The sequence below is a fragment of the Novosphingobium sp. NFX11 genome, from assembly GCF_057376415.1.
Genome location: NZ_CP080385.1, coordinates 672,667 through 695,359, shown reverse-complemented (window position 1 = coordinate 695,359; position 22,693 = coordinate 672,667). Strand labels below are relative to the sequence as shown.

The following is a 22,693-nucleotide window of genomic DNA, read 5'->3' as shown; positions in this document are numbered from 1 at the left end:
GAGGAATTCCCATGTCCCAGCAGGCCAGGATCGACGTGGCGGCGCTCGACGCGCTGTTCGCGCCCTATGACAGAACCGACGCGCCGGGCTTTGCGGTCGGCGTCGCCCTCAAGGGCATACCCGGTTATCGCCGCGGCTTCGGCATGGCCAATGTCGAGCTGCCGGTGGCTCTGTCCCCCTCGATCCGTATGCGGATCGGCTCGACAACCAAGCATTTCTGCGTCCTTGCGGTCATGCTGCTGGCCGAGGAAGGCAAGCTTGCGATCACCGATTCGCCGCGCGACTACATCCCCGAACTGCCCGCCTGGGCCGATCCGATCACTATCGAACAGTTGATGGCGCATACCAGCGGCATGCGTGACAGCCTCGACCTGATCTTCTCCACGGCCGGGCCGGGCGTGGCCGCCGATGCCGGTTTCCAGCTGGACCTGCTGGCGGGGCTCGACAGCGTCAATGCCCCGGCCGGGACGACTTGGAACTACAACAACGGCGGCTACGTCCTGCTGACCGAGATCGCGGCGCGGGTCAGCGGCATGCCGTTCGCCGACTTCCTGCGGACCTGCATCCTCGATCCCATCGGCATGGCCGACACGCTGCTGCGTCCCCTCGACACCGACCTTCTGCCCAACAGCGCCACGCAGCACCTGCCGCGGTCCGACGGCGGCTGGAGCCGGGGCATCTTCGGTGCCTGGATCGGCGGGGAGGGCGGCATCGTCTCGACCGTCAACGACATGCTGGCGTGGCTGCGGCACATGAGCCACCCCATCGTCGGCAACGCCGAGACCTGGGCGCAGATGCGCACGCCCCGCATGACCCACGGCTATGGGCTGGGTCTCAACATGACGAAGCATCGTGGGCTGGACACCGTGCACCACGCGGGCGGGGTCGTCGGCGGGTCGAGCCAGATGCTCAAGGTGCTGGGGCATGAACTCGACATCATCCTCATGACCAACGGGCGCAGCGCGCTGGATCTCTACAGTCTCGTCGATGCGATCATCGACTGCTGCATCCAGGGTCTGCCGCCCGCGCCGCAGGACGCCGCGTGCAGGCTGGTCGAAGGCACGTTCCATTCCGCGCGCACCGGGCAGGTGCTTTCGCTCGTCGGGCATGCCGGGCAGCAGGCCGTCGTGATGGGCGGCATGAGCCTGCCCACGAAGCGGGATGCGGACGGCCGCATGACCGTGGCGATCCTTCCCACCGACTTGCGCATCCTGCCGGTCGAGACGGACGGCGTCACGGCGCTCGAAACCACCGAGTTCGGTGTGGCCGACCATCTTGCGCCGGTCACGGTGCCCGAGGGGACCACCGCTGCCCCGCTCATCGGCCGCTACGAAAGCCGCGCGGCGCGGCTTGCGGCGGATATTCGCATCGACGAGACGGGCACCGCGCGGATCGTGCTATCCGGGCCGCTGGGCGGCACCGACTATCTGCTTGAACCGCTCGGCCCCGACTTGTGGCGCGCGGTGTCGCCCACCTTCTCGCCGCCCGGCGGGACGCTTGAATTCGGCGCCAGCGGCTTCCTGTTCACAAGCGGCCGCACCGTGCGACTGGCGTTCGAGCGGAGCGCGCAGGCATGACCGGCATTCCCGGCCCAGGTTATCCCGAGGCCCGCCGTGCGCGGGCTGCCATGGCGGTACTGGCGCTCATGGGCTTCTTCCTGTCGATGGACATCACGCTCACGACGCTGCTCATCGAACCGATGAAGCGGGACATGGCGCTCAGCGACATCGAGATCGGGCTGCTGCAGGGCACGGCCTTCGGGCTCGCGTTCGGGCTCAGTTCGATCCCGCTCGGCCGCATGATCGACAGCCGCAACCGGATGCGCCTGCTGGTGGTGGGGCTGATCGTGTGGATGGCGGGCATGGCCGGCACCGCCTTCGCATCGAGCGTGACGCTGCTGGTGATCTGGCGGATCGCGCTCGGCGTGGTCTTCGCGCTGATCATCCCGGCGGCCCTGTCGGTCATCGCCGACCTCTTCCCGCCCGAGCGTCGTTCGGTCGCCACCAGCTTGTTCGCGGTGGGGCAGGCTTCGGGTCAGGCGTTCGGCATCCTCGCGGGCGGGCTGATGTTCGATGCGCTGACCCGGATGCTGACGTTCAGCCCGGGTTTGCTGGGCGGCCTCGCGCCCTGGCGTGCCCTCTATCTCGCGGCGGCGGTCCTCGCGATCGTGCTGCTGATCCCGCTGCTGCTGATCGTCGAGCCTGCGCGGCAGGAGCGCAAGGAGACGACCACCGCCACATCGGCCGCCTTGCGCGAACTGTGGGCCTATCGCGCCTTCCTCGTCCCGCTGCTCCTCGCGATGCTGTTTTGCCAGATCGCCCTGCAGGCAGCGGCGGTCTGGGCGACGCCGGTACTGATCCGCGACCATCATCTCTCGCCCGGTCAGTTCGCCGGGTGGCTGAGCGCGGTCACGTTCCTGGGCGGCATCGTCGGCGCGCTTGCCGGAGGGCAGGGCGCGGAACTCGGCCGTCGTCGCGGCGGTAGGGCCGGGGTGCTGATCCCGGCTTTCGTCGCCGCGCTGGCGACGGCGCCGCTGTCGTTCTTCGCGCTCTCGCCGGGGGTTCCGTTGTTTGCCGGGATGCTGGCCCTCAACCTGATGATGGGTGCGGTGACGGCGACGATCGGGGTGATCGCGATCACCCTCAACGTCCCCAACGAGATACGCGGGCTGGCGCTGGGCACGAACGTCTTCGTCTCGGCGGTGTTCGGCGTCGCGACCGCGCCGGCCGCCATCGCCCTGCTCAGCCAGGCGCTGGGCGGCGAGGCGATGCTGGGGCAGGCGATCGCGGGCGTCAGCTTTCCCAGTTCGCTGCTGGCGGCGTTCTTCTTTCTGCTTGCCATGCGCGGCGCGCGGCGGACCGGGATCGTGGGGGCGACGGCATGAGCAAGCTCACGCTGCACGTAGCTACCGACCCGATGACCTTCAGGCAGCCGCTGCGCATCGCCGGCCATGTCTTCACCGGCATCCCCGCCGTGCAGGTCAGGCTGGAAGGCGGCGGTATGGCCGGGCGCGGCGAGGCGAGCGGGGTCTACTACACCGGCGATACGCTCGATCACATGTTGTCCGAACTGGAAGCCTACCGCCCCTTGATCGAGGACGGCCCGGGCCGCGAGGAACTGCGCCGGGCGATGCCTGCGGGCGGCGCGCGCAATGCCATCGACGCAGCGCTATGGGAGCGGGAATCGCTGGAACAGGGCGTGCCGGTGTGGAAACTGGCTGGCCTGAAGCCGCCGGTGCCGCTGGTCACCACGTTCACCCTGTCCGCCGACCCGCCCGAGCAGATGCTGCGGCAACTGGAAAGCTATGTCGGCGCGCAGGCGATCAAGCTCAAGCTCGACGGTGATCTCGACGCCGATAGCGAGCGGATAAGGCTGGTGCGCAAGCACCGCCCCGATGTCTGGCTCATGGTCGATGCCAATCAGGGCTACCGCGTCGACAGCCTTGATGCGCTCCTGCCCGTTCTGGTGGAGGCCGGGGTCTCGCTCCTTGAGCAACCCGTCCCGCGCGGCGGCGAAGCCGGGCTCGAATACATCCGCTCGCGCATTCCCATCGCGGCGGACGAAAGCCTGCTGGGGCTGGAGGACATCGCAGGGCTCGTCGGCCGGTTCCAGGTCGTCAACATCAAGCTCGACAAGTGCGGCGGCCTGACCGAAGCGCTGGAAATGGAGGCGTTCGCGCGCAAGCTGGGGCTGGGCGTGATGGTCGGCAACATGGCGGGGTCCAGCCTTGCCGCGGCTCCGGCGTTTCTGCTGGGTCAGCTATGTGACTTCGTGGACCTCGACGGTTCGGCTTTCATCGCCGCGGATCTGCCCGACCCTGTGTCCTATCGTGACGGACGCATTCATTGCCCGCCGAACCTCTGGGGCGCGGCGTGGGGAAGCGTGACTGCCTGACGTCGATGGGGGCGGCTGCACGCCGCCCCCGAAACGCGCGGTTCAGCCTAGCTGCACGCCTGGACCCAGCCATGACGATCCGGCCGATCGCCGCGCTGCAGCGCGGTGAGTTCATCGCGGAGCGCCGTTGTGACCGGCCCCGTCTTTCCGTCTCCCACCGCGAACTGCCCGCCGGGAGAAAGCACCGACCCGATTCCAGCGATCACCGCAGCGGTCCCACAGGCGAACGCTTCCGTGAGGCTGCCGCTCGCGGCATCGGCCTGCCATTGATCGAACGACACCGGCGCCTCGGACACGGTCAGCCCCCGTTCCCGCGCGATGGTCATGATGGAATCGCGGGTGATGCCGGGAAGAATGGTGCCCCGCAAAGGCGGCGTGATCAGTCGGCCGTCGTCGAACACGAAGAAGATGTTCATGCCGCCAAGTTCCTCCACCCAGCGCCCTTCGACCGCGTCGAGGAACAGGACCTGGTCGCACTCGCGAGCGATTGCCTGACGCTGTGCGAGCAGGCTTCCTGCGTAGTTGCCGCCGCATTTGGCCGCACCCGTGCCTCCGGGCGCGGCGCGCGTGTAGTCCGGAGTGACCCAGAGGCGGATCGCATCGTCACCGTTCCTGAAATAGGCGCCGGCCGGGGATGCGATCACGCAGAAAACGTAGCTGGACGCAGGACGCACCCCCAGAAACGCCTCATCCGAGAACATGAAAGGCCGCAGATAAAGGCTGCCCCCGTTGCCCGGCACCCAGTCACGATCGACGTCCACGAGGCGCTTCACGGCTTCGAGGAAGATATCTTCGGGAAGCTGCGGCATCGCCATCCGCTCTGCCGACAGGTTGAAGCGCCGGGCGTTTTCCTCCGGCCTGAACAGAAGAGTTTGCCCATCGGCCCCGCGATAGGCCTTCATGCCCTCGAAGATTTCCTGCGCGTAATGCAGGACGGATGCCGAAGGATCGATCTCGAAGGGGCGACGCGGTCCGACACGGGCATCGTGCCATCCGGCTTCGCTGCTCCAGCGGATGGTGACCATATGGTCGGTGAAATGCTTTCCGAACCCCGGATTTTCGAGGGCGGCCGATCGCGAACCGGGGGCCAGCGGGCGGGGGTGGGGAATAGTCTGGAATACCAATGTCATTGCTTGACCCTTGAAGTTAGCGCGGTGCCTTGCGGATGGCGCCGTCGAGGCGGATTTTCCGCTGCGTGAAATCGCGCACCGTGTCGCGAATGGCGATCTGTGTTTCGTTAAGCATCAGGCGGCCTCGTTCATCGGCGTTGCGTTCGGGCCCGCGCGAAGTTCGCTGAGCCGCTCTTCGTATTCGGCCATAGCCGCCTCCTTGACCGGGCCGTAGCCGCGGATCATCTCGGGCAGATCGGCGAGCGCTGCGGCATGGTCGATGGTGGCATGACCAAGATCGCCGCACAGTTCGGCGATCATCTGCCGATAGTCCGCCGCCAGCGCCCGCTCCCTTCGCCGTTCTTGCGTGTATCCGAACGGATCGGCCCAGCTGCCGCGCAGCGATTTCAGGCGGGCGAGCATCGTGAATGCATGGAAGACCCAGGGGCCGAACTTGCGCTTCTTTGGGCGGCCGGTGGCCGGGTCCATCCGCGAGAGCAGGGAGGGGCAAGCCAGACGCCGATCGCGCCGGTCTCGGAAAACTGCCCTTCCAGCGCCCTGCGAAAGTCCGGATCTGCGTAAAGGCGCGCGACCTCATATTCGTCCTTATACGCCATCAGGCGATAGCCCTGCGTGGCCACCGAACGTACGAATGCCTCGCCGCGCTTGCCCAGAGATGCGGCAGAGGCAGCCGCCTGATCGACCATTGCGCCGTAGACGCGCGCATAGGCCTGGTTCTGATACGCGATAAGGTCCGCAGTGCGGCGGGCGATCAATGCGTCGAGGGTTTCGGGAGTCGGCGCTGTGGGCGGCGCGATACCGGCGGCCTGCTCTACCGTGGCCATGTCGACCGCCGCCAGACGTCCCCATGCGAATGCGCGCCGGTTCAGTTCGACCGCTGCGCCATTGGCTTCGATCGCGGCTTCGAAAGCGCTGGCTTCCAGCGGGAGGAGGCCCTTCTGCCAAGCGTAGCCGACGATCAGGGTGTTGGCCGCGACATTGTTGCCGAACAGCCCTTCGGCAATGCGGGTGGCGCTGAGCAGGAAGCCGTTGGCTCCCGCGCGGCCAAGCAGCGTCTCGACGATTTTCGGCGTCGGCAATGCGAAGTCGCGATCCGAGACGACATCGGCAGTGGGGGTCTCGTCACCGTTGAGGACCACCGCGCCGCGTCCTCTGGCGAACTTGCGTAGCGAATCCGGGCTGGCGGCGACCAGTGCGTCGGTGCCCAGCAGCAGGTCGGTCTCTCCCGATCCGATCCGCACGGCGTGGATGTCGCTGCCCTGCGGGGCGATCCGCACCTGGCTCACCACCGCGCCATTCTTTTGCGCAAGGCCGGTGAAGTCCAGCACCGTGGCATTGCGGCCCGACAAGTGCGCGGCAGTGCCCAGCAGGGCGCCGGTGGTCAGGACGCCAAGCCCGCCGATCCCCGCGACATAGATGTTGTAGACGGTCTCGAGTGCGGGGATCGTCGGCTCGGGCAGTGCCCCGAAATGCTCCGCTTCCAGTGCGCGGATGCGGTCGGGGGCGGGCTTGCGCAGTTTGGCGCCGGCGATCTCGATGAAGCTCGGGCAGAAGCCTTTCGTGCAGGAGAAATCCTTGTTGCAGGCGGACTGGTTGATCCGGCGCTTCACGCCATAAGGTGTCTTGAGCGGCTCCACCGAAATGCAGTTGGACTGTACCGAACAATCTCCGCAGCCTTCGCAGACGCGCTCATTGATGAAGACCCGCCGGTCGGGATCGGGAAAGGCGCCGCGCTTGCGGCGACGGCGCTTCTCGGCGGCGCAAGTCTGTTCGTAAAGGATCGCGGTGACGCCGGGGACTTGGCGCAGGGTCTTTTGCAGGCTGTCCATCGCGTCGCGGTGGTGCAGGGTGACGCCGGCAGGCAGGCTCGATCGCGGCCAGTTCTCGGGCATGTCGCTGACGAGATGGACCGCACCGACGCCCTCAGCGACGAGTTGCGCAAGAATGCGGCGTGGTTCCAGCGCGCCTTCGGCGGGCTGGCCGCCGGTCATCGCCACGGCATCGTTGTAGAGGATCTTGAAGGTGATGTTGGTGCCCGCCGCCACGGCCGCGCGGATCGCCAGCAGCCCGCTGTGCTGGTAGGTGCCATCGCCCAGGTTCTGGAAGATGTGGCCCGTCTGCGAGAATGGTGCTGCGCCGACCCATTGCAGGCCCTCGCCGCCCATCTGGCTGAAGGTCGGGGTCTTCAGCTTCGGCTGCGAGAGCGCCATGACATGGCAACCGATGCCGCCGCCCGCCATCGAACCTTCCGGCGTCCGGGTTGAACTGTTGTGCGGGCAGCCCGAGCAGAAGAACGGCTTGCGGGCGGGGAATGCGATTACCTCGCCGCGCGACCCGGCGGCTTCCAGCGCCGACAGCCGGGTCGTCAGGTCGATCGCGCCGTCCGGGGCGATGCGCTGGACCAGGGCCCTGGCGACCATCAGCGGGTTGAATTCCGAAACGACCGGCAGCAGTTGCCTGCCGTCCGGGGCGGTCTTGCCCGAAACGCGCGGGCGCCTGCCGTCGTGATTGAACAAGGCGGACTTGATCTGGCTTTCGACCGTCGGCCCCTTTTCCTCGATGACGAGGATTTCCTCCGCTCCCTTCGCGAAGACCAGCAGCGGATCGGTGGCGAGCGGCCAGCTCATCGCGACCTTGTAGATCGAGAGGCCGAGTGCCTCGGCTTCGTCCTTGCCGATGCCGAGGTTGGACAGGGCCTGCATCAGGTCCTGATGCGCCTTGCCGACCGTCACGACGGCCAGGCGTGTGCGGCCAGCCTCGAACACCGGCGCGTCGATGCGATTGGCGGTGGCCCAGCCCACGGCGGCGGGAATGCGCTCCTCGATCATGCGCCGTTCGTATTCGGCGCGTTCGGCGGGCCAGTTGATCGACGGGTCCCAGTTCAGCCCGTGCGACGGCACCAGCCCCGCCGGTGAGGCATAAGCGGGATAGGGATCGGGAAGGTCGAAGGTCGCGGCGCTTTCGACGACCTCGGCGATCGTCTTCATCGCGACCCACACGCCCGAGAAGCGCGACATGGCGATGCCCGCCATGCCCAGCGTGAGGATTTCCGAGACGTTGGCCGGCTGCAACACCGGCATGTGAACCGACTGGAAGATGCCGTCGGTCTGGTGCGGGAACATCGATGACTGCGCGCTGTGGTCGTCGCCGCCGATCGCCAAGACGCCGCCCAGCGGCGAAGTGCCCAGCATGTTCGCATTGCGGAACACGTCGCCCGTCCGGTCGACGCCGTTGCCCTTGCCGTACCAGATGCCGAAGACACCATCGGCCTTGGACGGACCATAAGCCTTGTGCATCTGCGCGCCCCACAGGGCGGTGGCGGCTAGATCCTCGTTCAGCCCCGGCTGGAAGACGACTTCATGCGCGTCGAGGTACTTCTGCGCCTTCCACAGCTGCTGGTCGTAAGCCCCTACGGGAGAACCGCGATAGCCGGAGATCAGGCCCGCCGTCCGCAGGCCCCGATGCCTGTCGAGGCGCCGCTGCATCAGCGGCAGGCGCACGAGGGCCTGGATGCCGGTCATGAAGGCAGGGCCGGTCTCGGCCTGGTAGATGGCGTCCAGGCTGATGATCCGCTCGTGTCGCATTGTCGTTCTCCTTGCGGGTCCGAAAGTAGCCGGGAAACGCGAGGGAGAGTTGCCAAACATGGCGCGATCGAACTGCGGATTTGAACAATTTTACTATATAATGTAGATTGTGTGGAATATATTGCTAATGATCGATCTTATGGTGGGGAAGTGATGATCCGGGTGCTTGATTCCTACGACCGCAAGATTCTCCAGTGCATCAGCGAGGATGGCCGCATCACGTGGAGCGATCTTGCCGAGCGGATCGGCCTCAGCCTGACCCCCACGGCCCGGCGGGTTCGCGCGCTGGAGGAGGAGGGATATATCCTCGGATACTTCGCGCGGCTGGACGAGAAGAAGCTCGCCGGGCCGATATCCGTTTTCGTCTCGGTGACCCTCGACAAGCAGGTCCGCACCGCCCTCGAGGCGTTCGAAAGCCGGGCGGCGGACCTGCCCGAGATCATGAGCGGATTCCTTATGTCAGGCGGCGCGGATTACCTGCTGCGGGTCGTGGTGCGGGACCTGGATCACTACCGGGATCTCCTCGAGGTGCTGACGCAAATCCCCAACGTCGCGCATATCCAGAGCAGCTTTGCGCTGAAGTCCTTCATCAACCGGCCCGCGCCGCGCATCACCTCTGCTTGAAACAAAAGACGGCCTGCAGCCGAAGAGGCGCAGGCCGTCAGGGTGGTTGGGACTTGTTGGCCGGTCAGAGGTCTTCGAGAATTTCGAGAATATTCCCGGACGGGTCGGTGAAGAACGCCTGCCCTTCCATGTAGGGGCTGAAGATCACGGTGACGCCGTTTTCCTCCAGACGGCGCGCGACCCGCTTCACGTCAGCGACGGAGAAGGCGAGATGCGGGGCCATCGGCGTTTCCTGAAGCACGCGCGGGGGCGGCAGTTCGTCGTCGTCCACCGGGCGGAGGAGGTGGATCTGCTTCGAGCCGATCTGGAGCCATAGCCCCGGCTGCGGCTGCGGAACGCGCCATACTTCGGTGAGGCCAAGAATCCCGACGTAGAAATCGCGCGAAGCCTGTTCGTCGCGGATCGCCAGATTGACGTGGGAGATGCGCTCCACGAGGCTCGTACCGATAGCTTCAGACATCATGCGCTCCGCGAATGGACATGCCCTGATTGGCATCGGCGCCTGCGAATTGCCATTAGCGATTGTTCATCGGGGCAATTCATCGGCGGCATGGCCGTGAGCCATGCCGCTCCCTCATGGCGATCATGAGAATACGGACTTTGCATCGCTCTCCTCTCGCGCACTACCCACCTGCGGATTGGCTTTGGCGGCAGGGAATGGAGAGCGCAGGACATGGACGTGATTTACGCCGAGATCGCCGAACTCGAGGACAGAAGGGCTGTGGGGATCGTCGAGGCCGACTACCAGACTTTGGCGAGCATGGTCGATGCCGACTACGTCCATGTCGATGCCGATGGCTCGATCCGCGACAAGGCGGGCTACCTCGCCGCCGTCTGCCAGCAGGGCGGTCGATATGTCGAGTATCGCGTCACCGAGAACCACATCAGTCATGTCGGCGACCTTGCCATCGTGCGCGGCTCGTTCGTGAATGTCTTCAGGGCGAGCGACGGCGCGGTTCGCCGGAAGGCCGCGCGCCATTTGCGGCTTTATCGTCTCCAGGCGGAGGGTTGGCGCAATATCTATCATCAGGGCACCTCGATCTCGGTAGCCGAGCCGGTCCTCGCCGATCTGCTGATCGGGGAGTGAGGCGATGAAGGGATACTTGCGCGCCGCCTTCGACCCTTTCCTGTTCGCGCTGGCCGGCACCGTCTGCCTGGCGAGTTTCCTGCCTGTGCGCGGCGCGGGAGCCTCGGTCGTCGACATGGCAGCGGACGCGGCCATCGTGCTGCTGTTCTTCCTGCAGGGGGCGAAGCTGTCGCGTGAGGCGCTGTTGTCCGGCGCGGGCGCATGGAAACTGCATCTGGCGGTTCTTGGATCGACCTTCGTGCTGTTTCCGCTTCTGGGCCTGGTGATCGAGCGGCTGGGCGTCCTCGATCCGGTGATGGCTTCGGGCCTGCTGTTCCTGACGCTGCTTCCCTCCACGGTGCAGTCGTCCATCGCGTTCACGTCGGTCGCCAGAGGCAATGTCGCGGCGGCGGTCTGCAGCGCGTCGTTCTCCAATCTTCTGGGTATCGCGCTGACGCCCATCCTCGCAAGCGTGCTGATGCGCGTCGAGGGGGAGGCGGGTCGCTGGGAATGTCGTGGGGCGGGGTGCGCACGATTGCCCTGCAGCTTCTCCTGCCGTTCGTCGCCGGGCACCTGCTGCGTCCGTGGATCGGCCCATGGGTCGCGCGGCATCGTCCGTTGGTGATGGTGTCCGACCGGGGCTCGATCCTGCTGGTCGTCTACTCGGCTTTCAGCGCGGCCATCGTCGAAGGCTTGTGGCACCGCGTGGCGCCGGAAGCGCTGGCGCAGCTTGCGCTGTGGTGCGTCATCCTGCTTGCTCTCGTCCTGCTGTCGACGTGGGTTCTCGGCCGTCTGCTCGGCCTTGAGCGGGAGGATGCGATCGTCCTGCAGTTCTGCGGTTCGAAGAAGAGCCTGGTGTCCGGCGTGCCGCTGGCGGGCATTCTGTTCCCTGCCTCGCAGGTGGGGGCGGCGGTGCTGCCGCTCATGCTGTTCCATCAGATCCAGCTGTTCGCCTGCGCCATTCTGGCCCGGCATTACGCCGACCGCGAGGCGGAACCCTTGGCCCGGCGCGGGACGGTGGTTTGACCTCGATCTGGAAAGGTTATCTAACGGCCGCAGTCTGCCAATGGAGTCGCGCGGGGTCATGGAACTCAGGCAAATTCGATACTTCAAGGCGGTCGCGGATGCGTCCAGTTTCGTGCGCGGCGCCTATTACCTCAACGTCGCCCAGCCCGCCCTGAGCCGTTCGATCGCCAAGCTGGAGGACGAGGTCGGGCAGGCCCTGTTCGTGCGGCACAGCACAGGCGTATCGCTGACCGATGCAGGGGAGCGGTTCTATCGCAGGGCGACCGGCATTCTCGATTCGGTGAAGCAACTGGTCGATGAAATGGCGACGGAGGACAGCGACTTTACTGGGAGCATCGCGCTTGGCGCCCCGCAATCCATCCATGCCAAGCTGCTGCTGCCGGTCATGGCGGGGTTTCTGGCCCGCTATCCCGGCTGCCGCGTGGACCTGATCCAGGGCTCGAGTTCGTACTTGCGGGACAGGATCGCGGCCGGTGATCTCGACGTGGCGCTGATTTCCAATTCGGCCAGCACCAGCGGGGTGATGATGACCCCGCTGGTCAACGAGAACTTCTGCCTCGTCTGTCCGCGCGAGAGGCGAGGGAGTTCGCGGACACGGTCAGCGTGCCGGATCTTGTCGGCCTTCCGCTGGTCCTTGTCGGCTATCCGCAGAGCACGCTCGCGTACCTGGAGGCCGCCTATCCGGAAGTGACGCGCAAGCTGGTCGTGCGCAGCGAGGTCAACAGTTCGGCCCTGGTCGGCGACCTCGTCGAACGGGGCGCGGGTTTCGGCATAGCGCCGAGCTGCGTTATCGGCCCGGAAAGGGCGGAGCGGCTGAGTTTCGTGCCGATCGAGGGTTTGCAGGCATCGTGGGCGATCGCGACGCAATGGAACCGGCAGGGCCTGCGCGCGATCCGCGAAATTCATGAAATGCTGCTCTCGCTGGTCGCCGATCAGGTGGCTGCGGGCGAATGGCCGACGGCGCGGCTCCCCGAAGCGGCCGATACCCATCGCGCATAGCTTTTGCGCCGGAGACATGCCGCCCGGGCATATGCGCGATGAGAATACAGTCTTGGACAGTATCTGTACGGGCATGACACAAAACTGAAACGGAGCGGCGGACAGGCGCCTCTCCCCGCACGACGGAGGTCATGTCATGGGGCAAGCCATCGCCGATACCGTACCGCTCTGCGCCGACAGGATTGGGCAGGGTGAGCCGCTTCTGCTTCTCCACGGTGGCAATGCCGATCGCAGCCAGTTCGCGGTGTTCACTCCGCATCTGGGAGGAGGCATTCAGGCCATCGCGCTCGATCAGCGCGATTCCCCGGATAGCCCGTGCGAACCTACCCCTTACGGTATGGCGGACCACGCACGGGACATTGCCGCTTTCCTCGACGGGAGCGGGCTGGAGCGGGTTCACCTTTTCGGATCGTCCTATGGAGGCGCAGTGGCGATGACGTTCGCCGTGCTGTTCCCTGAGCGCGTGAAAAGCGTAATCCTCGGGGCGACCGCCTCGGCGCGGAGCCGGTTTCATCTGCCGGACCTCGGCGCGCTGGGGCTCGTCGATCCGGCGGCGGTGCGGCGCTTCGTGCTGGAAACGGTGATCGCCCCCGAAGCGATCGACCTGCAGCCCGAACTGGTCGCGCAGACCAACGCGGTTCTGGTGACGCGGGAGCCCCAGGCCTTCGCCCGGCGCATGGCGGCCCTCGACAGGCATGACATCACCGGCAGGCTGGGCGAGATCACCGCACCCACGCTGGTGATCTGCGGCGACAGCGATCCGATCATCCGCGTGGATGAGGCGCGCGAACTCGCGGCGGCAATACCCGGTGGCTCGTTCGCGCTGCTTGCGGGCAGTCGGCACGGGATCACTCTCGAACACCGGCAGCGTACGGCGGATATCGTGCGCGCTTTCGTGCTCGCCCACGCCTGAGCGGTCTCGGGCGGCCATGACCATGAACTGTAACAGGGAGTAGTTTCGATGATCCGGCCCAGAGCCCGCAAAGTCCTGGTCTGCGGCGCCAGCATCGCCGGTCCGGCATTGGCATGGTGGCTGGAGCGCTACGGCTTCGACGTGACCGTCGTGGAGCGGGCAGGGACCATCCGCAGCGGCGGTTATGCGATCGACATTCGCGGCACCGCCGTCGACGTGTGCGAGCGCATGGGCCTGATGCCGGCGCTGCGCGAGGAACATATCAACGCGCAAAGCTGGACGTTTCTCAATTCCCGCCGCGTGATCTCCAGCATCCGGCAGGAAGACATTACCGGCGGCGTCGTCGGCCGTGACGTTGAGGTGCAGCGCGGCGTCATCTCGGGCCTGCTCCATGACATGACGAAGGGTACGATCCCCTATCGCTTCGATGACAGCGTGACCGCCATGGCCGACCACGACGGCGGGATCGACGTGACGTTCCGCAGCGGGCGGCAGGAAAGGTTCGATCTGGTTATCGCGGCGGACGGGCTGCATTCGACGACCCGTGCCCTTGCGTTCGGTCCCGCCGACCAGTTCTATCGCTACCTCGGTTGCTGCTTCGTCGGTTTCACGATGCCCAACAACCACGGCTTGTCACGCGAGGCGGTGATCTACAATGAGCCCGGCCTCATGGCGCTGGTCTACGAGACCGGGGCGGAGCGGATGAACGCGCTGCTCGCCTATCGCCGCGAGGCTCCGGCGCGCGAGGAGTACACCGACATGGATCGCCTGCACCGCGACCTGCAGACGCGGTATGCCGGCCAGGGATGGATCATGCCCGAAATGCTCTCGGAAGCGCGAAAGTCTGCGGACATCTACTTCGATTCGATGACGCAGATCCACATGCCGCAGTGGTCGAAGGGACGGGTGGGCGTCGTCGGGGATGCCGCCTACGGACCCTCGTTCTTCTCGGGGCAGGGCACGAGCCTTGCGTTTGTCGGCGCCTATGTCCTTGCGGGCGAACTGGCGACGCATGACGATCACCGCGAGGCGTTCGCCGCCTATGAGCGCAAGGCCCGCGCCTTCGTCGAGCAGAACCAGGCGACGGCGCACGGCGGCTCAGACATCATGGTCCCCGCCACGCGCGCCAAGATCTGGAAGCGCAACGTGATGATGGACCTGTCGCCGATCCTCACGCGCTTCGGGTTGATCGGGCGCAAATCGCGCCAACTCAACAGCGCGTTGACGATCACCGATTACCACGCGGCCGGGCTGGTGCCCACCGCAGCGTAGAATGCCCGCACCGGCAACGGTGCGGAAAGCAGACCAAAAAACGAAAGCCGGGCAGGCCCGAGCGTCGAGGATGCGTCTTCGGCGAGCGGGAAAGCATGTCCGTCAGGGAGTCACACATGCCGCTGCGAAAGATCGCGCCGGCTTCAATCATGAGGGTTCAGTCTATGATCTATGTACGAGCCATTCTGCTTGCCGGCACCACGCTGGCACTCATGCCGCTTCCGTCCGCCAAGGCGCAGGGAATCCCGCAGGATACCGCTGAGCCTGCAGCCGGCGGCGAGATCGTCGTCCAGGCCCGCAAGCGCAACGAGCGCTTGCTAGACATTCCCGAGACGATCAGCGCGATCACCGCCGACACCATCCGCGATGCCGGCATTTCATCGCTCAACGACCTCGGACGGCAGACCCCGAACATCATCCTCAACCGGCGGCAGGACAACGAGCCCAACGTCGTGATCCGCGGCGTCGGCGCCTTCGGCAACACGCAGGGCGTTGGTTTCTACATCGACGACGTGCAGAACTTCACCGACCAGTCTGCCTCGGTCGAGGATGTCGAGCGCATCGAGATTCTCAAGGGGCCGCAAGGCACCCTTTACGGCGGCAGCAACATCGGCGGCGCCATCAAGTACGTCCTGAAGAAGCCCACCGATGTTTACGGCGGCGAGGCACGTGTCGAATACGGCGGCTTCGATACCGTGAACGCCTTCGCGGCGGTCAATGCCCCGCTTGCCGACGGCTTCGCGGTTCGCGCATCGGGTTACTACAACCGCACGGGTGGCTACATCGCCAATACCCTGCTGGGCGGAAATCCCGATAAGGGCACCGAATGGGGCACCCGCATCGCCATCGGCTGGCAGCCCACCGATGCGCTCGACGTCCAGTTCAGCTACCGGCACAACGAACTGAGCAACGGCGGCAACGTCTATGTCACCGCCCCCGAAACCGACGGCAGCGCCGCCTATCGCCGTACGGTCGACTACAACACCGACGTCATGAACAAGCGCCGGGTCGACGGCGGCATCCTCAGCGTTGCCTACGATCTGGGCACAGTCGAACTGACCAACGTGACGTCCTATACCCGCCGCAAGAACCAGTTGCGCTGGGATCTCGACTACAGCTCGGCCGACGGCATCACCGCCTTCAACGGGGATCGCGACAAGGCGAGCGTGTTCACGCAGGAACTGCGGCTCGCGTCGTCGGGTTCCGGGCCGTTCGACTGGCTGGTCGGCGCCTATTACGCGGCGGTCGACAATCGCGGGATGACCAACAATCTCGACCTGATGGTCGGCCCTGATGCGGGCGGCCCGCAGTTCATCGAGAACTACAACAACGGGGACACGATCGAGCGGCAATACGCCGCCTTCGCCACCGCCAACTACCGTATCGGCAGCCTCCACATCGGCGCGGGTCTGCGTGTCGCCCGCAGCGCCTTTACCGGCCGGGACTACAACGTGCCGCTGTCCGTGAACGTCAATGACACGACCGTACTGCCCAAGATCACGCTGTCCTACGACGTGGCCCCGGATGTCATGGTCTACGCCAACCTGGCGCAGGGCGTCGAGCCGGGCCGCGTCAACGTCACGACCGGAACCGGCGGCGCCTACAAGTCCGAACGCGCCACCAGCTATGAGGCGGGGATCAAGGGATCGGCGCTCGGGCGCAGCCTGACCTTCGAGCTTGCGGGCTACTACATCGACTACAAGCGCCGCCAGTTCGAGACCCAGTTCGTCAACGACGACGGTGCGATCAGCGAGGAAGTCACCAACATCGGCCGCTCGGTCAGCTACGGCGTCGAGGGTGGGGTGTCCTATCGCCCGGTCACCGGGCTGACCTTCTCCGCATCCGGCGGCTGGCTCCATTCGCGCTGGAAGGATGCCGATGCGCTCTACAGCTTCGTGCCGGTAGACGGGCTGACGGTGCCTAATGCGCCTTCGGTCACCGCGAACGGCAGCATCGACTACCGGATTCCGGTGTCCGACACCCTCGAACTCGGCCTGCGCGGCGATTACAGCCACATGGGCAAGTTCTACTGGAACATCCTGAACACATCGCGCCAGAAGGCTTACGACATCGTCAACCTGCGGGCCTCGCTCGGCGCGCCCGACGGCCGCTGGGAAGTCGCGGTGCGGGGCGAGAACATCTTCAACGCCAAGTACTACAACGAGTTCACCGCCGACGTGTTCACCGTGGGCGAGGGCTTGGGCGCACCGGGCATGCCCGCCCGCGTCATGGCCTCACTTTCGTTCAAGATGTGAACGGAGCGCTCGAGATGGCCCGGAACTGGCGGGATACCGCGTCCTTCACCCTGTTCCTCACCTGCCTGACGTCGCGCCCGGCAGCCTCCCATACCCCTTCGCCTCGAACGACTTGAACAGGAATACAACGATGTCGCATTTCACCGCACGGCCGGAACTTTGCGGGACTTTCGGCGCGGTCGCGTCCACCCACTGGATTGCCAGCGCGGTCGGCATGCGGATGCTGGAGGCAGGCGGAAATGCCTTCGATGCCGCTGCCGCCGCAGGCTTCACGCTGCAGGTCGTGGAGCCGCACCTCAACGGGCCGGGCGGTGACGTGCCGATCCTCGTCGCGCGGGCGGGCGATCCCGCGCCTACCGTAATCTGCGGGCAGGCGCCATCTCCGGCCGCAGCCGACATCGCGGCCTTCACCGCGCTCGGCCTCGACATGATCCCCGGCACGGGGTTGCTCGCGGCCTGCGTTCCGGGCGCTTTCGGCGCCTGGGTCACGATGCTGCGCGATCATGGGACGATGCGCCTGCGCGACGTGCTGGAGCCGGCGATCCATTATGCCCGCGCCGGTCACCCGATCCTCGCAGGTGCCGTTGCAGCCATCGCATCGGTCGCGCCGCTCTTCCGGAAGGAGTGGCAAAGCTCCGCGTCGCTGTTCCTTCCCGGTGGCGATGTGCCCACCGCGGGTACGCTGTTCGCCAATCCGGTGCTCGCGGATTTCTACGAGGGGCTGCTCGCCCATGCCGAAGCGGCGGGCGCCGACCGGGAAACTCAGATCGAGGCGGCGCTGGCCTACTGGTACGAAGGCCATGTGGCCGAGACGATCGACGCCTACTGCCGCAATGCCGAGGCGATGGACAGCAGCGGGCGTCGCCACGGCGGCCTGCTGCGCGGCGACGACATGGCCGGATGGCGCCCGCCGATCGAGGCGCCGTTGTCCATCGAACACGGCGACCACACCCTATTCAAGTGCGGCAGTTGGAGCCAGGGTCCGGCGATGCTGCAGGCGCTGCAGATACTCAAGGGCATGGACATCGCCGCGATGCCGCCGGGATCGCCTGAATACGTCCATACGGTGACCGAGGCCGTCAAGCTCGCCATGGCCGATCGCGATGCCTGGTACGGGGAAGGGCTGGGCGGCGATGTGCTGAGCGTCCTGCTGAGCGAGGGTTATGCCGCAGAACGCCGCGCACTGATCGGGCAGGAGGCGAGCGGGGAACTGCGCCCGGGCGCGCCCGGCGGGGTTCTTCCGCAACTGCCTCCGGTACGCCGCCGGGGCGAAGCGGGCACGTCGATCGGCGGCGGCGAACCGACGATGGCGGGGGAGCGCGGAACAGCGATCGATCGGCACCAGCGCGGCGATACTTGCCATGTCGACGTGGTGGACCGCTGGGGCAACATGGTCTCGGCGACACCGTCGGGCGGCTGGCTGCAATCGAGCCCGGCGATACCGGGCCTGGGTTTCGCGCTGGGAACGCGCATGCAGATGTTCTGGCTGGCCGAGGGACTGCCCAGTTCGCTCCGCCCGCGCACCCGTCCGCGCACGACGCTGACGCCGTCGATGGCCTATCGCGACGGACGCCCCTACCTTGCCTTCGGCACGCCGGGCGGCGACCAGCAGGAGCAATGGTCGCTGCTGCTCTGGCTGGCGCACGTGGTCCATGGCCGCCCGCTGCAAGCCGCGATCGAGACCCCCGCTTTCCACACCGACCATATGCTGGCGAGTTTCTGGCCGCGCGAGGCGGACCTAGGTACCCTGACCGTGGAGAGCCGCTTTTCCGAAGTCGCGCGCGCCGATCTTGTGCGGCGCGGTCACGCGCTTCAGGTCGGCGGTCCGTGGTCCGAAGGGCGGCTTTCGGCCTGTGCCTTCGATGCGAGAGCGGGGGATTGCTTCGCGCAGCCGCCAACCCGCGCGGTATGCAGGGCTACGCAATCGCCCGCTGAAAGCAGGTTGACGCCGCGCTGCCGTCTAATTTATATCCATCCAGTCAGATAAAAATGGATGGCAGTGTGGGTCGCAAGAAATCTATCGATCGGGACCGGGTTCTCGATGCTGCCGAGGCGGTCGTCGCCGGTGTCGGCGCCGCGCGTCTGACGCTCGAGGGCGTGGCGCGGGAAGCGGGCATCAGCAAGGGCAGCGTCGTGTATGACTATGGGTCGAAGCAGGCGCTGCTCGAAGCTATGGTCCAGCGTGCCGTGGCGCGCGACAATGCCTTCAACGAGGCTGCGGCGGGATCCTGCGATGCTCCCGAGAACCGCACGCTTCACGGGCGCATCGCCGCGGCGGCGCAGCCGTTTCCCGATGCGTTCCGCGCGGCAGCGCTGAACATCTGCGCCGCGCTTGCGCAGGACCAGAACTTGCGCGCGGCGATCCAGGAGAACCAGAGCGTGGTCATCACCCGCATCCGCGCCGAGGCGGATGGCGCGCGCGGCCCGATGCTGGCCTATCTGGCGCTGGAGGGGCTCAAGCTCCTCGAATCCCTCGACTATCATCAATGGCCCGAAGCCGAGCGCGATGCGCTGCTTGGCGACATCCGATGGCTGGCTTCGACGCGGGCCGGCTGACGAATTTCCCTAACAAAAGAAAGCGACACCCCATCATGACCGACCGCATCGCGGAGGGAGGCAGCCGTGCCTTTCTTCCTTCTCCAGACGCGCCCGTTTTCCTGACGGGCGGCAGCGGTTATCTCGGCCGCAATCTCATCCGTCATTTCGTCTCGGCTGGTGCGCCGGTGGCCGCGCTGGTGCGCTCACCGGAGGCCGCGGACGTGGTTCGCAAACTGGGGGCAAGGCCGGTCGAAGGGCGCCTTGACGATCCGCATCTCCCACAAGCGATGGCTGGCTGCGCTGCTCTGGTCCACGCGGCTGCCCATACCGGGCACGGCCCGGAGACGCCGGACCATCAAGCGGTCAACGTCGAGGGCACGCGCGCCGTCTTTACAGCCGCCCGCAAGGCCGGCGTGAAGCGCGCTGTTCACATCAGCACCGAATCCGTCCTTCTCGACGGGAGACCGCTGGTGTGCGTCGATGAAAGCCATCCGTTCCCAAAGCGGTTTCCCGGCGCCTATTCGCGCACGAAAGCTGAAGCCGAGCGCATCGCACTCGCAGCGGCGGGCGAGGGGCTTGGGGTCGTGGCCGTGCGGCCCCGGTTCGTCTGGGGACGGGACGACACGACGGCGCTCCCGATCCTGACTGCGGCGGCGCGTTCCGGCCAGATGGCGTGGATCGACGGGGGCACTACCTGACTTCGGCGACGCATGTGGCCAACGCCTGCCACGGGATTGACCTTGCCTTGCGCAAAGGCCGGAGCGGCGAGGCCTACTTCATCACCGACGGCGAGCCGATGATATTCCGCAGCCTCGTGACCCGCATTCTGGAGACCCAGGGCATCGCGGCTCCCACCAGGGAAGTACCGTCATGGCTGGTGCGCAGCATCGCCCGGATCGGAGAAGGGCTGGCTATGCTCTCGGGCGGGCGGATCAAACCGCCGGTCACGCGGCAGGATCTCGCGACGATGGCGGTGGAGGTCACGCTGGGCATTGCGAAGGCGCGGCGCGAACTGGGATATGCGCCGCAAGTCTCGGTGGCAGAAGGGCTTGCCGAATTAGCCGACGCTCAACAGTGGCAGATGCCCGGCTGAGGCGCCGCACCCGGCCGGCCTGCCTCCACCCACTCCACTTTCGCCTCCAGGAATGCCAGCGCGGCATCGAGTTCGGTGCGCCGTTCCTGGAGCCGGGCAATCTGGCTGCGCAGGATTTCGGCCGTGCGCTGCGCCGAGCCAGCGCCGCGGCGGTACTCGTCGCCCAGGGCGCGTATTTCCGCCAGCGAGTATCCGAGGGATTGCTGCAGGCGGATCATCTGCGCCGCAGTCACGTCATCCTGCGTGAATACTTGATAAGGATTGGCGCCGCCCTTGGCGCTTCGCTCGGGCTTCAGCAGGCCCTTGTTGACGTAGAAACGAACCGTATCGACCGACAGGCCGGTGGTTAGGGCGAACTGGGAAATCAGCATCAAAGGCTCTTGACCATGGACCATACTCCACACTTATAGGTCATGCCGGTCAACTTTTGGAGTAGATTCATGACAGGCGAAAATGTGCTTCCCCGGATCGTCCTTGGCGACGGCGGCCCCGCAATCGGCACCCAGGGCCTCGGTTGCATGGGCATGAGCGAGTTCTACGGCGAGACCAACGAGTCAGAGGCCTACGCGACCCTCGACCGCGCGCTCGAACTGGGCGTGACGATGTTCGATACCGCCGACGTCTACGGCATGGGCGAAAACGAGCGGTTTCTCGCGCCGTTCGTAAAGGCCAACCGCGACCGGGCCGTGGTCGCCACCAAATTCGGCTATGCCCGCACACCCGAAACGCCCGACGACTGGAGTCTCGATAACAGGCCCGAATTCATCCGCAAGGCGGCCGATGCCTCGCTCGGGCGGCTAGGGGTTGATGTGATCGACCTCTACTACATGCACCGCCGCAGCGCCGACGTGCCGCTGGCCGAATCCATCGGAGCGATGGCCCAGCTTGTCGAGGCCGGAAAAGTGCGGGCGATCGCGCTGTCGGCGGTCTCGGCAGAGGAACTGCGGGAGGCGCACGCGATCCATCCGATTGCCGCGCTGCAGTCGGAATGGTCGATCTTCACGCGCTCGATCGAGGCCGAGGTCGTGCCCGTTGCCGCCGAACTGGGCGTGACGGTGGTTCCCTATTCGCCGCTCGGGCGCGGCATGCTCACCGGGCAGGCATTTGCTGAGGCCATCGGCAGTGGGGATGCCCGCAACCACTTCCCGCGCTTCTCGCCTGAAAACCGGGACGCGAACATGCGCCTCGTCGCGACCATCGACGGTATCGCCACCGGTCTGGGCGTGACTTCGGCGCAAGTTGCGATCGCCTGGCTTTATGCCAAGGCGCGCGAACTGGGCGTGGCGATCTCGCCGATCCCCGGCACCCGCAACCGCACGCGCCTGGAACAGAACGTCGCCGCCGCATCGGTGGTGCTCGACACATCGGTGCTCGAGGCCCTGGAACCGCTGGCGCGCGAAGTCGCCGGCATCGCCGTCTGATATTTTAGAACCGTCGCGAGTCTGGCTATGCACCGACCCAAGATTACCACCGATCGCCTGATCTTGCGTGCCCATACGATCGACGATCTCGATGCCGTGTTCGAACTCGCGACCGATCCGGCGGTGCTCCAGTTCATTCGCGGTCTGCCCACATCGCGCGAGGAGGCATGGCATCGCCTTCTGCGCTATGCGGGACACTGGAGCCTGCTGGGGTTCGGCATGTTCGCGGTGTTCGAACGCGCCAGTGGGGCGTTCATGAGTGATGTCCCTGCGCTCCTGCCAAACGGCCAGAATGTCCGCTTCCCGCTCTTCCATCCGCCGCGAGCGCGTATCCCCGCCGCGGGGCTTTGGGGCAATGTCACCCGTCTCGCGCTACTGTGCTCGCCAGCGAACCGCCGTTGATGGTGCTACACCGAACCGGCCCGCCGCAGCACGGCAACTCGATCCACATTATCCACTATTCACCGCTATGTCTCAGCACTGCTCTGTCTTTGGTATCGCCCAGACCCCTATTTTGGACGGACATTGGCTGGCAGACGAGCGGTGAAGATAACGGACCAAGAACTGCGGGATCACTCAACGGATCGAACTTATTCTCCCCTTGACCGGACCGCTGCTTCCGCAAAAGCGCGGTAGACATGCCTGTCTTTCCGGATATAACCGTATGTATCTGAAAGGAATTATGGACCTCCTGCGGGTTTCTGCCCTGTTGCGATCGTTGGTCGATCTCGGCCCAACCGACGACTGGTGGTACATGGTCGACAGCACTATCATCCTCGCCTCTTGTCGGCTGCTGACGCTAAAGGGGGCTTTGCAAGGAGGCTTTTGGTCGATCACGCGGCATAGACGCCCGCTGCGACAATCATAGCTTCCCTCTC

18 protein-coding genes and 5 pseudogenes are annotated in these 22,693 nt (G+C 65.9%); 17 read left to right on the top strand and 6 right to left on the bottom strand.

Annotation, left to right across the window (positions count from 1 at the left end; genetic code table 11):
* The first annotated feature begins 11 nt into the window (after nt 1-11).
* Genes KZO24_RS20930 through KZO24_RS20920 form a run of 3 tightly spaced genes read left to right on the top strand, consistent with a single transcriptional unit; the run spans nt 12 to nt 3,894 of the window.
* On the top strand, nt 12-1,577 hold the full coding sequence (locus KZO24_RS20930; protein WP_285020726.1) for a serine hydrolase domain-containing protein: 1,566 nt from the start codon (nt 12-14) through the stop codon (nt 1,575-1,577).
* Nucleotides 1,574-2,884: an MFS transporter gene (locus KZO24_RS20925; protein WP_271182226.1), complete on the top strand. Its 1,311-nt coding sequence runs from the start codon at nt 1,574-1,576 to the stop codon at nt 2,882-2,884. Before KZO24_RS20930 ends, KZO24_RS20925 begins: the two co-directional genes overlap by 4 nt.
* On the top strand, nt 2,881-3,894 hold the full coding sequence (locus tag KZO24_RS20920; RefSeq protein ID WP_271182225.1) for a dipeptide epimerase: 1,014 nt from the start codon (nt 2,881-2,883) through the stop codon (nt 3,892-3,894). Before KZO24_RS20925 ends, KZO24_RS20920 begins: the two co-directional genes overlap by 4 nt.
* Nucleotides 3,895-3,941: 47 nt before the next feature.
* Here KZO24_RS20920 and KZO24_RS20915 read toward each other — a convergent pair whose 3' ends face one another.
* From KZO24_RS20915 to KZO24_RS20905, 3 genes and pseudogenes are all read right to left on the bottom strand, one after another.
* Nucleotides 3,942-5,024, bottom strand: coding sequence for a branched-chain amino acid aminotransferase (locus tag KZO24_RS20915; protein WP_271182224.1), 1,083 nt, complete (start codon nt 5,022-5,024; stop codon nt 3,942-3,944).
* 16 nt (nt 5,025-5,040) lie between these two features.
* Entirely contained in the window at nt 5,041-5,139 is a 99-nt protein-coding gene (locus KZO24_RS20910) for an acyl-CoA dehydrogenase family protein (protein WP_248006253.1), read from the bottom strand.
* Nucleotides 5,139-8,608: pseudogene (locus tag KZO24_RS20905) on the bottom strand (indolepyruvate ferredoxin oxidoreductase family protein). The gene KZO24_RS20910 and the pseudogene KZO24_RS20905 overlap by 1 nt, the downstream one beginning before the upstream one ends.
* A gap of 153 nt (nt 8,609-8,761) precedes the next feature.
* Between KZO24_RS20905 and KZO24_RS20900 the strand changes: the two are divergent.
* Entirely contained in the window at nt 8,762-9,232 is a 471-nt protein-coding gene (locus KZO24_RS20900) for an Lrp/AsnC family transcriptional regulator (RefSeq protein ID WP_271182222.1), read from the top strand.
* A gap of 64 nt (nt 9,233-9,296) precedes the next feature.
* Here the strand turns inward: KZO24_RS20900 and KZO24_RS20895 are convergent, their stop codons facing one another.
* Nucleotides 9,297-9,695, bottom strand: a complete 399-nt coding sequence (locus tag KZO24_RS20895; protein WP_486487641.1) for a VOC family protein — start codon at nt 9,693-9,695, stop codon at nt 9,297-9,299.
* A 210-nt stretch (nt 9,696-9,905) separates the two neighbouring features.
* On the opposite strand from KZO24_RS20895, the gene KZO24_RS20890 reads away from it, so the two are divergent.
* From KZO24_RS20890 to KZO24_RS20840, 11 genes and pseudogenes are all read left to right on the top strand, one after another.
* A complete protein-coding gene (locus KZO24_RS20890) occupies nt 9,906-10,319 on the top strand; it encodes a nuclear transport factor 2 family protein (protein WP_271182220.1) in 414 nt (137 codons plus the stop codon).
* A 4-nt stretch (nt 10,320-10,323) separates the two neighbouring features.
* Nucleotides 10,324-11,324, top strand: a pseudogene (locus KZO24_RS20885) (bile acid:sodium symporter family protein).
* Between the two features lie 58 nt (nt 11,325-11,382).
* Nucleotides 11,383-12,015, top strand: a complete 633-nt coding sequence (locus KZO24_RS20880; RefSeq protein WP_486487640.1) for a LysR family transcriptional regulator — start codon at nt 11,383-11,385, stop codon at nt 12,013-12,015.
* Nucleotides 11,928-12,323, top strand: coding sequence for a LysR substrate-binding domain-containing protein (locus KZO24_RS20875; RefSeq protein WP_486487639.1), 396 nt, complete (start codon nt 11,928-11,930; stop codon nt 12,321-12,323). The genes KZO24_RS20880 and KZO24_RS20875 overlap by 88 nt, the downstream gene beginning before the upstream one ends.
* Before the next feature lie 136 nt (nt 12,324-12,459).
* Nucleotides 12,460-13,236 carry an alpha/beta fold hydrolase gene (locus KZO24_RS20870; protein ID WP_271182217.1) on the top strand — a complete coding sequence of 259 codons (777 nt, stop codon included), beginning with the start codon at nt 12,460-12,462 and terminating at the stop codon, nt 13,234-13,236.
* Nucleotides 13,237-13,284: 48 nt separating this feature from the next.
* Nucleotides 13,285-14,508, top strand: a complete 1,224-nt coding sequence (locus tag KZO24_RS20865) for an FAD-dependent monooxygenase (protein WP_271182216.1) — start codon at nt 13,285-13,287, stop codon at nt 14,506-14,508.
* Between the two features lie 164 nt (nt 14,509-14,672).
* Entirely contained in the window at nt 14,673-16,763 is a 2,091-nt protein-coding gene (locus tag KZO24_RS20860; RefSeq protein WP_271182215.1) for a TonB-dependent receptor, read from the top strand.
* Between the two features lie 130 nt (nt 16,764-16,893).
* Nucleotides 16,894-18,698: pseudogene (locus KZO24_RS20855) on the top strand (gamma-glutamyltransferase family protein).
* A gap of 66 nt (nt 18,699-18,764) precedes the next feature.
* A complete protein-coding gene (locus tag KZO24_RS20850) occupies nt 18,765-19,319 on the top strand; it encodes a TetR/AcrR family transcriptional regulator (protein ID WP_486487638.1) in 555 nt (184 codons plus the stop codon).
* Nucleotides 19,320-19,354: 35 nt separating this feature from the next.
* Complete coding sequence (locus tag KZO24_RS20845) at nt 19,355-19,999, top strand: NAD-dependent epimerase/dehydratase family protein (protein WP_486487637.1); 645 nt, start codon at nt 19,355-19,357, stop codon at nt 19,997-19,999.
* Nucleotides 19,975-20,394 carry a hypothetical protein gene (locus KZO24_RS20840; protein WP_486487636.1) on the top strand — a complete coding sequence of 140 codons (420 nt, stop codon included), beginning with the start codon at nt 19,975-19,977 and terminating at the stop codon, nt 20,392-20,394. The genes KZO24_RS20845 and KZO24_RS20840 overlap by 25 nt, the downstream gene beginning before the upstream one ends.
* Here the strand turns inward: KZO24_RS20840 and KZO24_RS20835 are convergent.
* The gene (locus KZO24_RS20835; RefSeq protein ID WP_271182211.1) at nt 20,370-20,765 is read right to left on the bottom strand and encodes a MerR family transcriptional regulator; all 396 of its coding nucleotides are present in this window, start codon (nt 20,763-20,765) and stop codon (nt 20,370-20,372) included. The genes KZO24_RS20840 and KZO24_RS20835 overlap by 25 nt on opposite strands.
* Before the next feature lie 69 nt (nt 20,766-20,834).
* Between KZO24_RS20835 and KZO24_RS20830 the strand changes: the two genes are divergently transcribed.
* Entirely contained in the window at nt 20,835-21,815 is a 981-nt protein-coding gene (locus tag KZO24_RS20830) for an aldo/keto reductase (protein ID WP_271182210.1), read from the top strand.
* A 27-nt stretch (nt 21,816-21,842) separates the two neighbouring features.
* A pseudogene (locus KZO24_RS20825) lies at nt 21,843-22,055 on the top strand (GNAT family N-acetyltransferase); the annotation flags it as partial.
* A 12-nt stretch (nt 22,056-22,067) separates the two neighbouring features.
* Here the strand turns inward: KZO24_RS20825 and KZO24_RS20820 are convergent.
* A pseudogene (locus KZO24_RS20820) lies at nt 22,068-22,262 on the bottom strand (IS630 family transposase); the annotation flags it as partial.
* Nucleotides 22,263-22,693 lie beyond the last annotated feature (431 nt).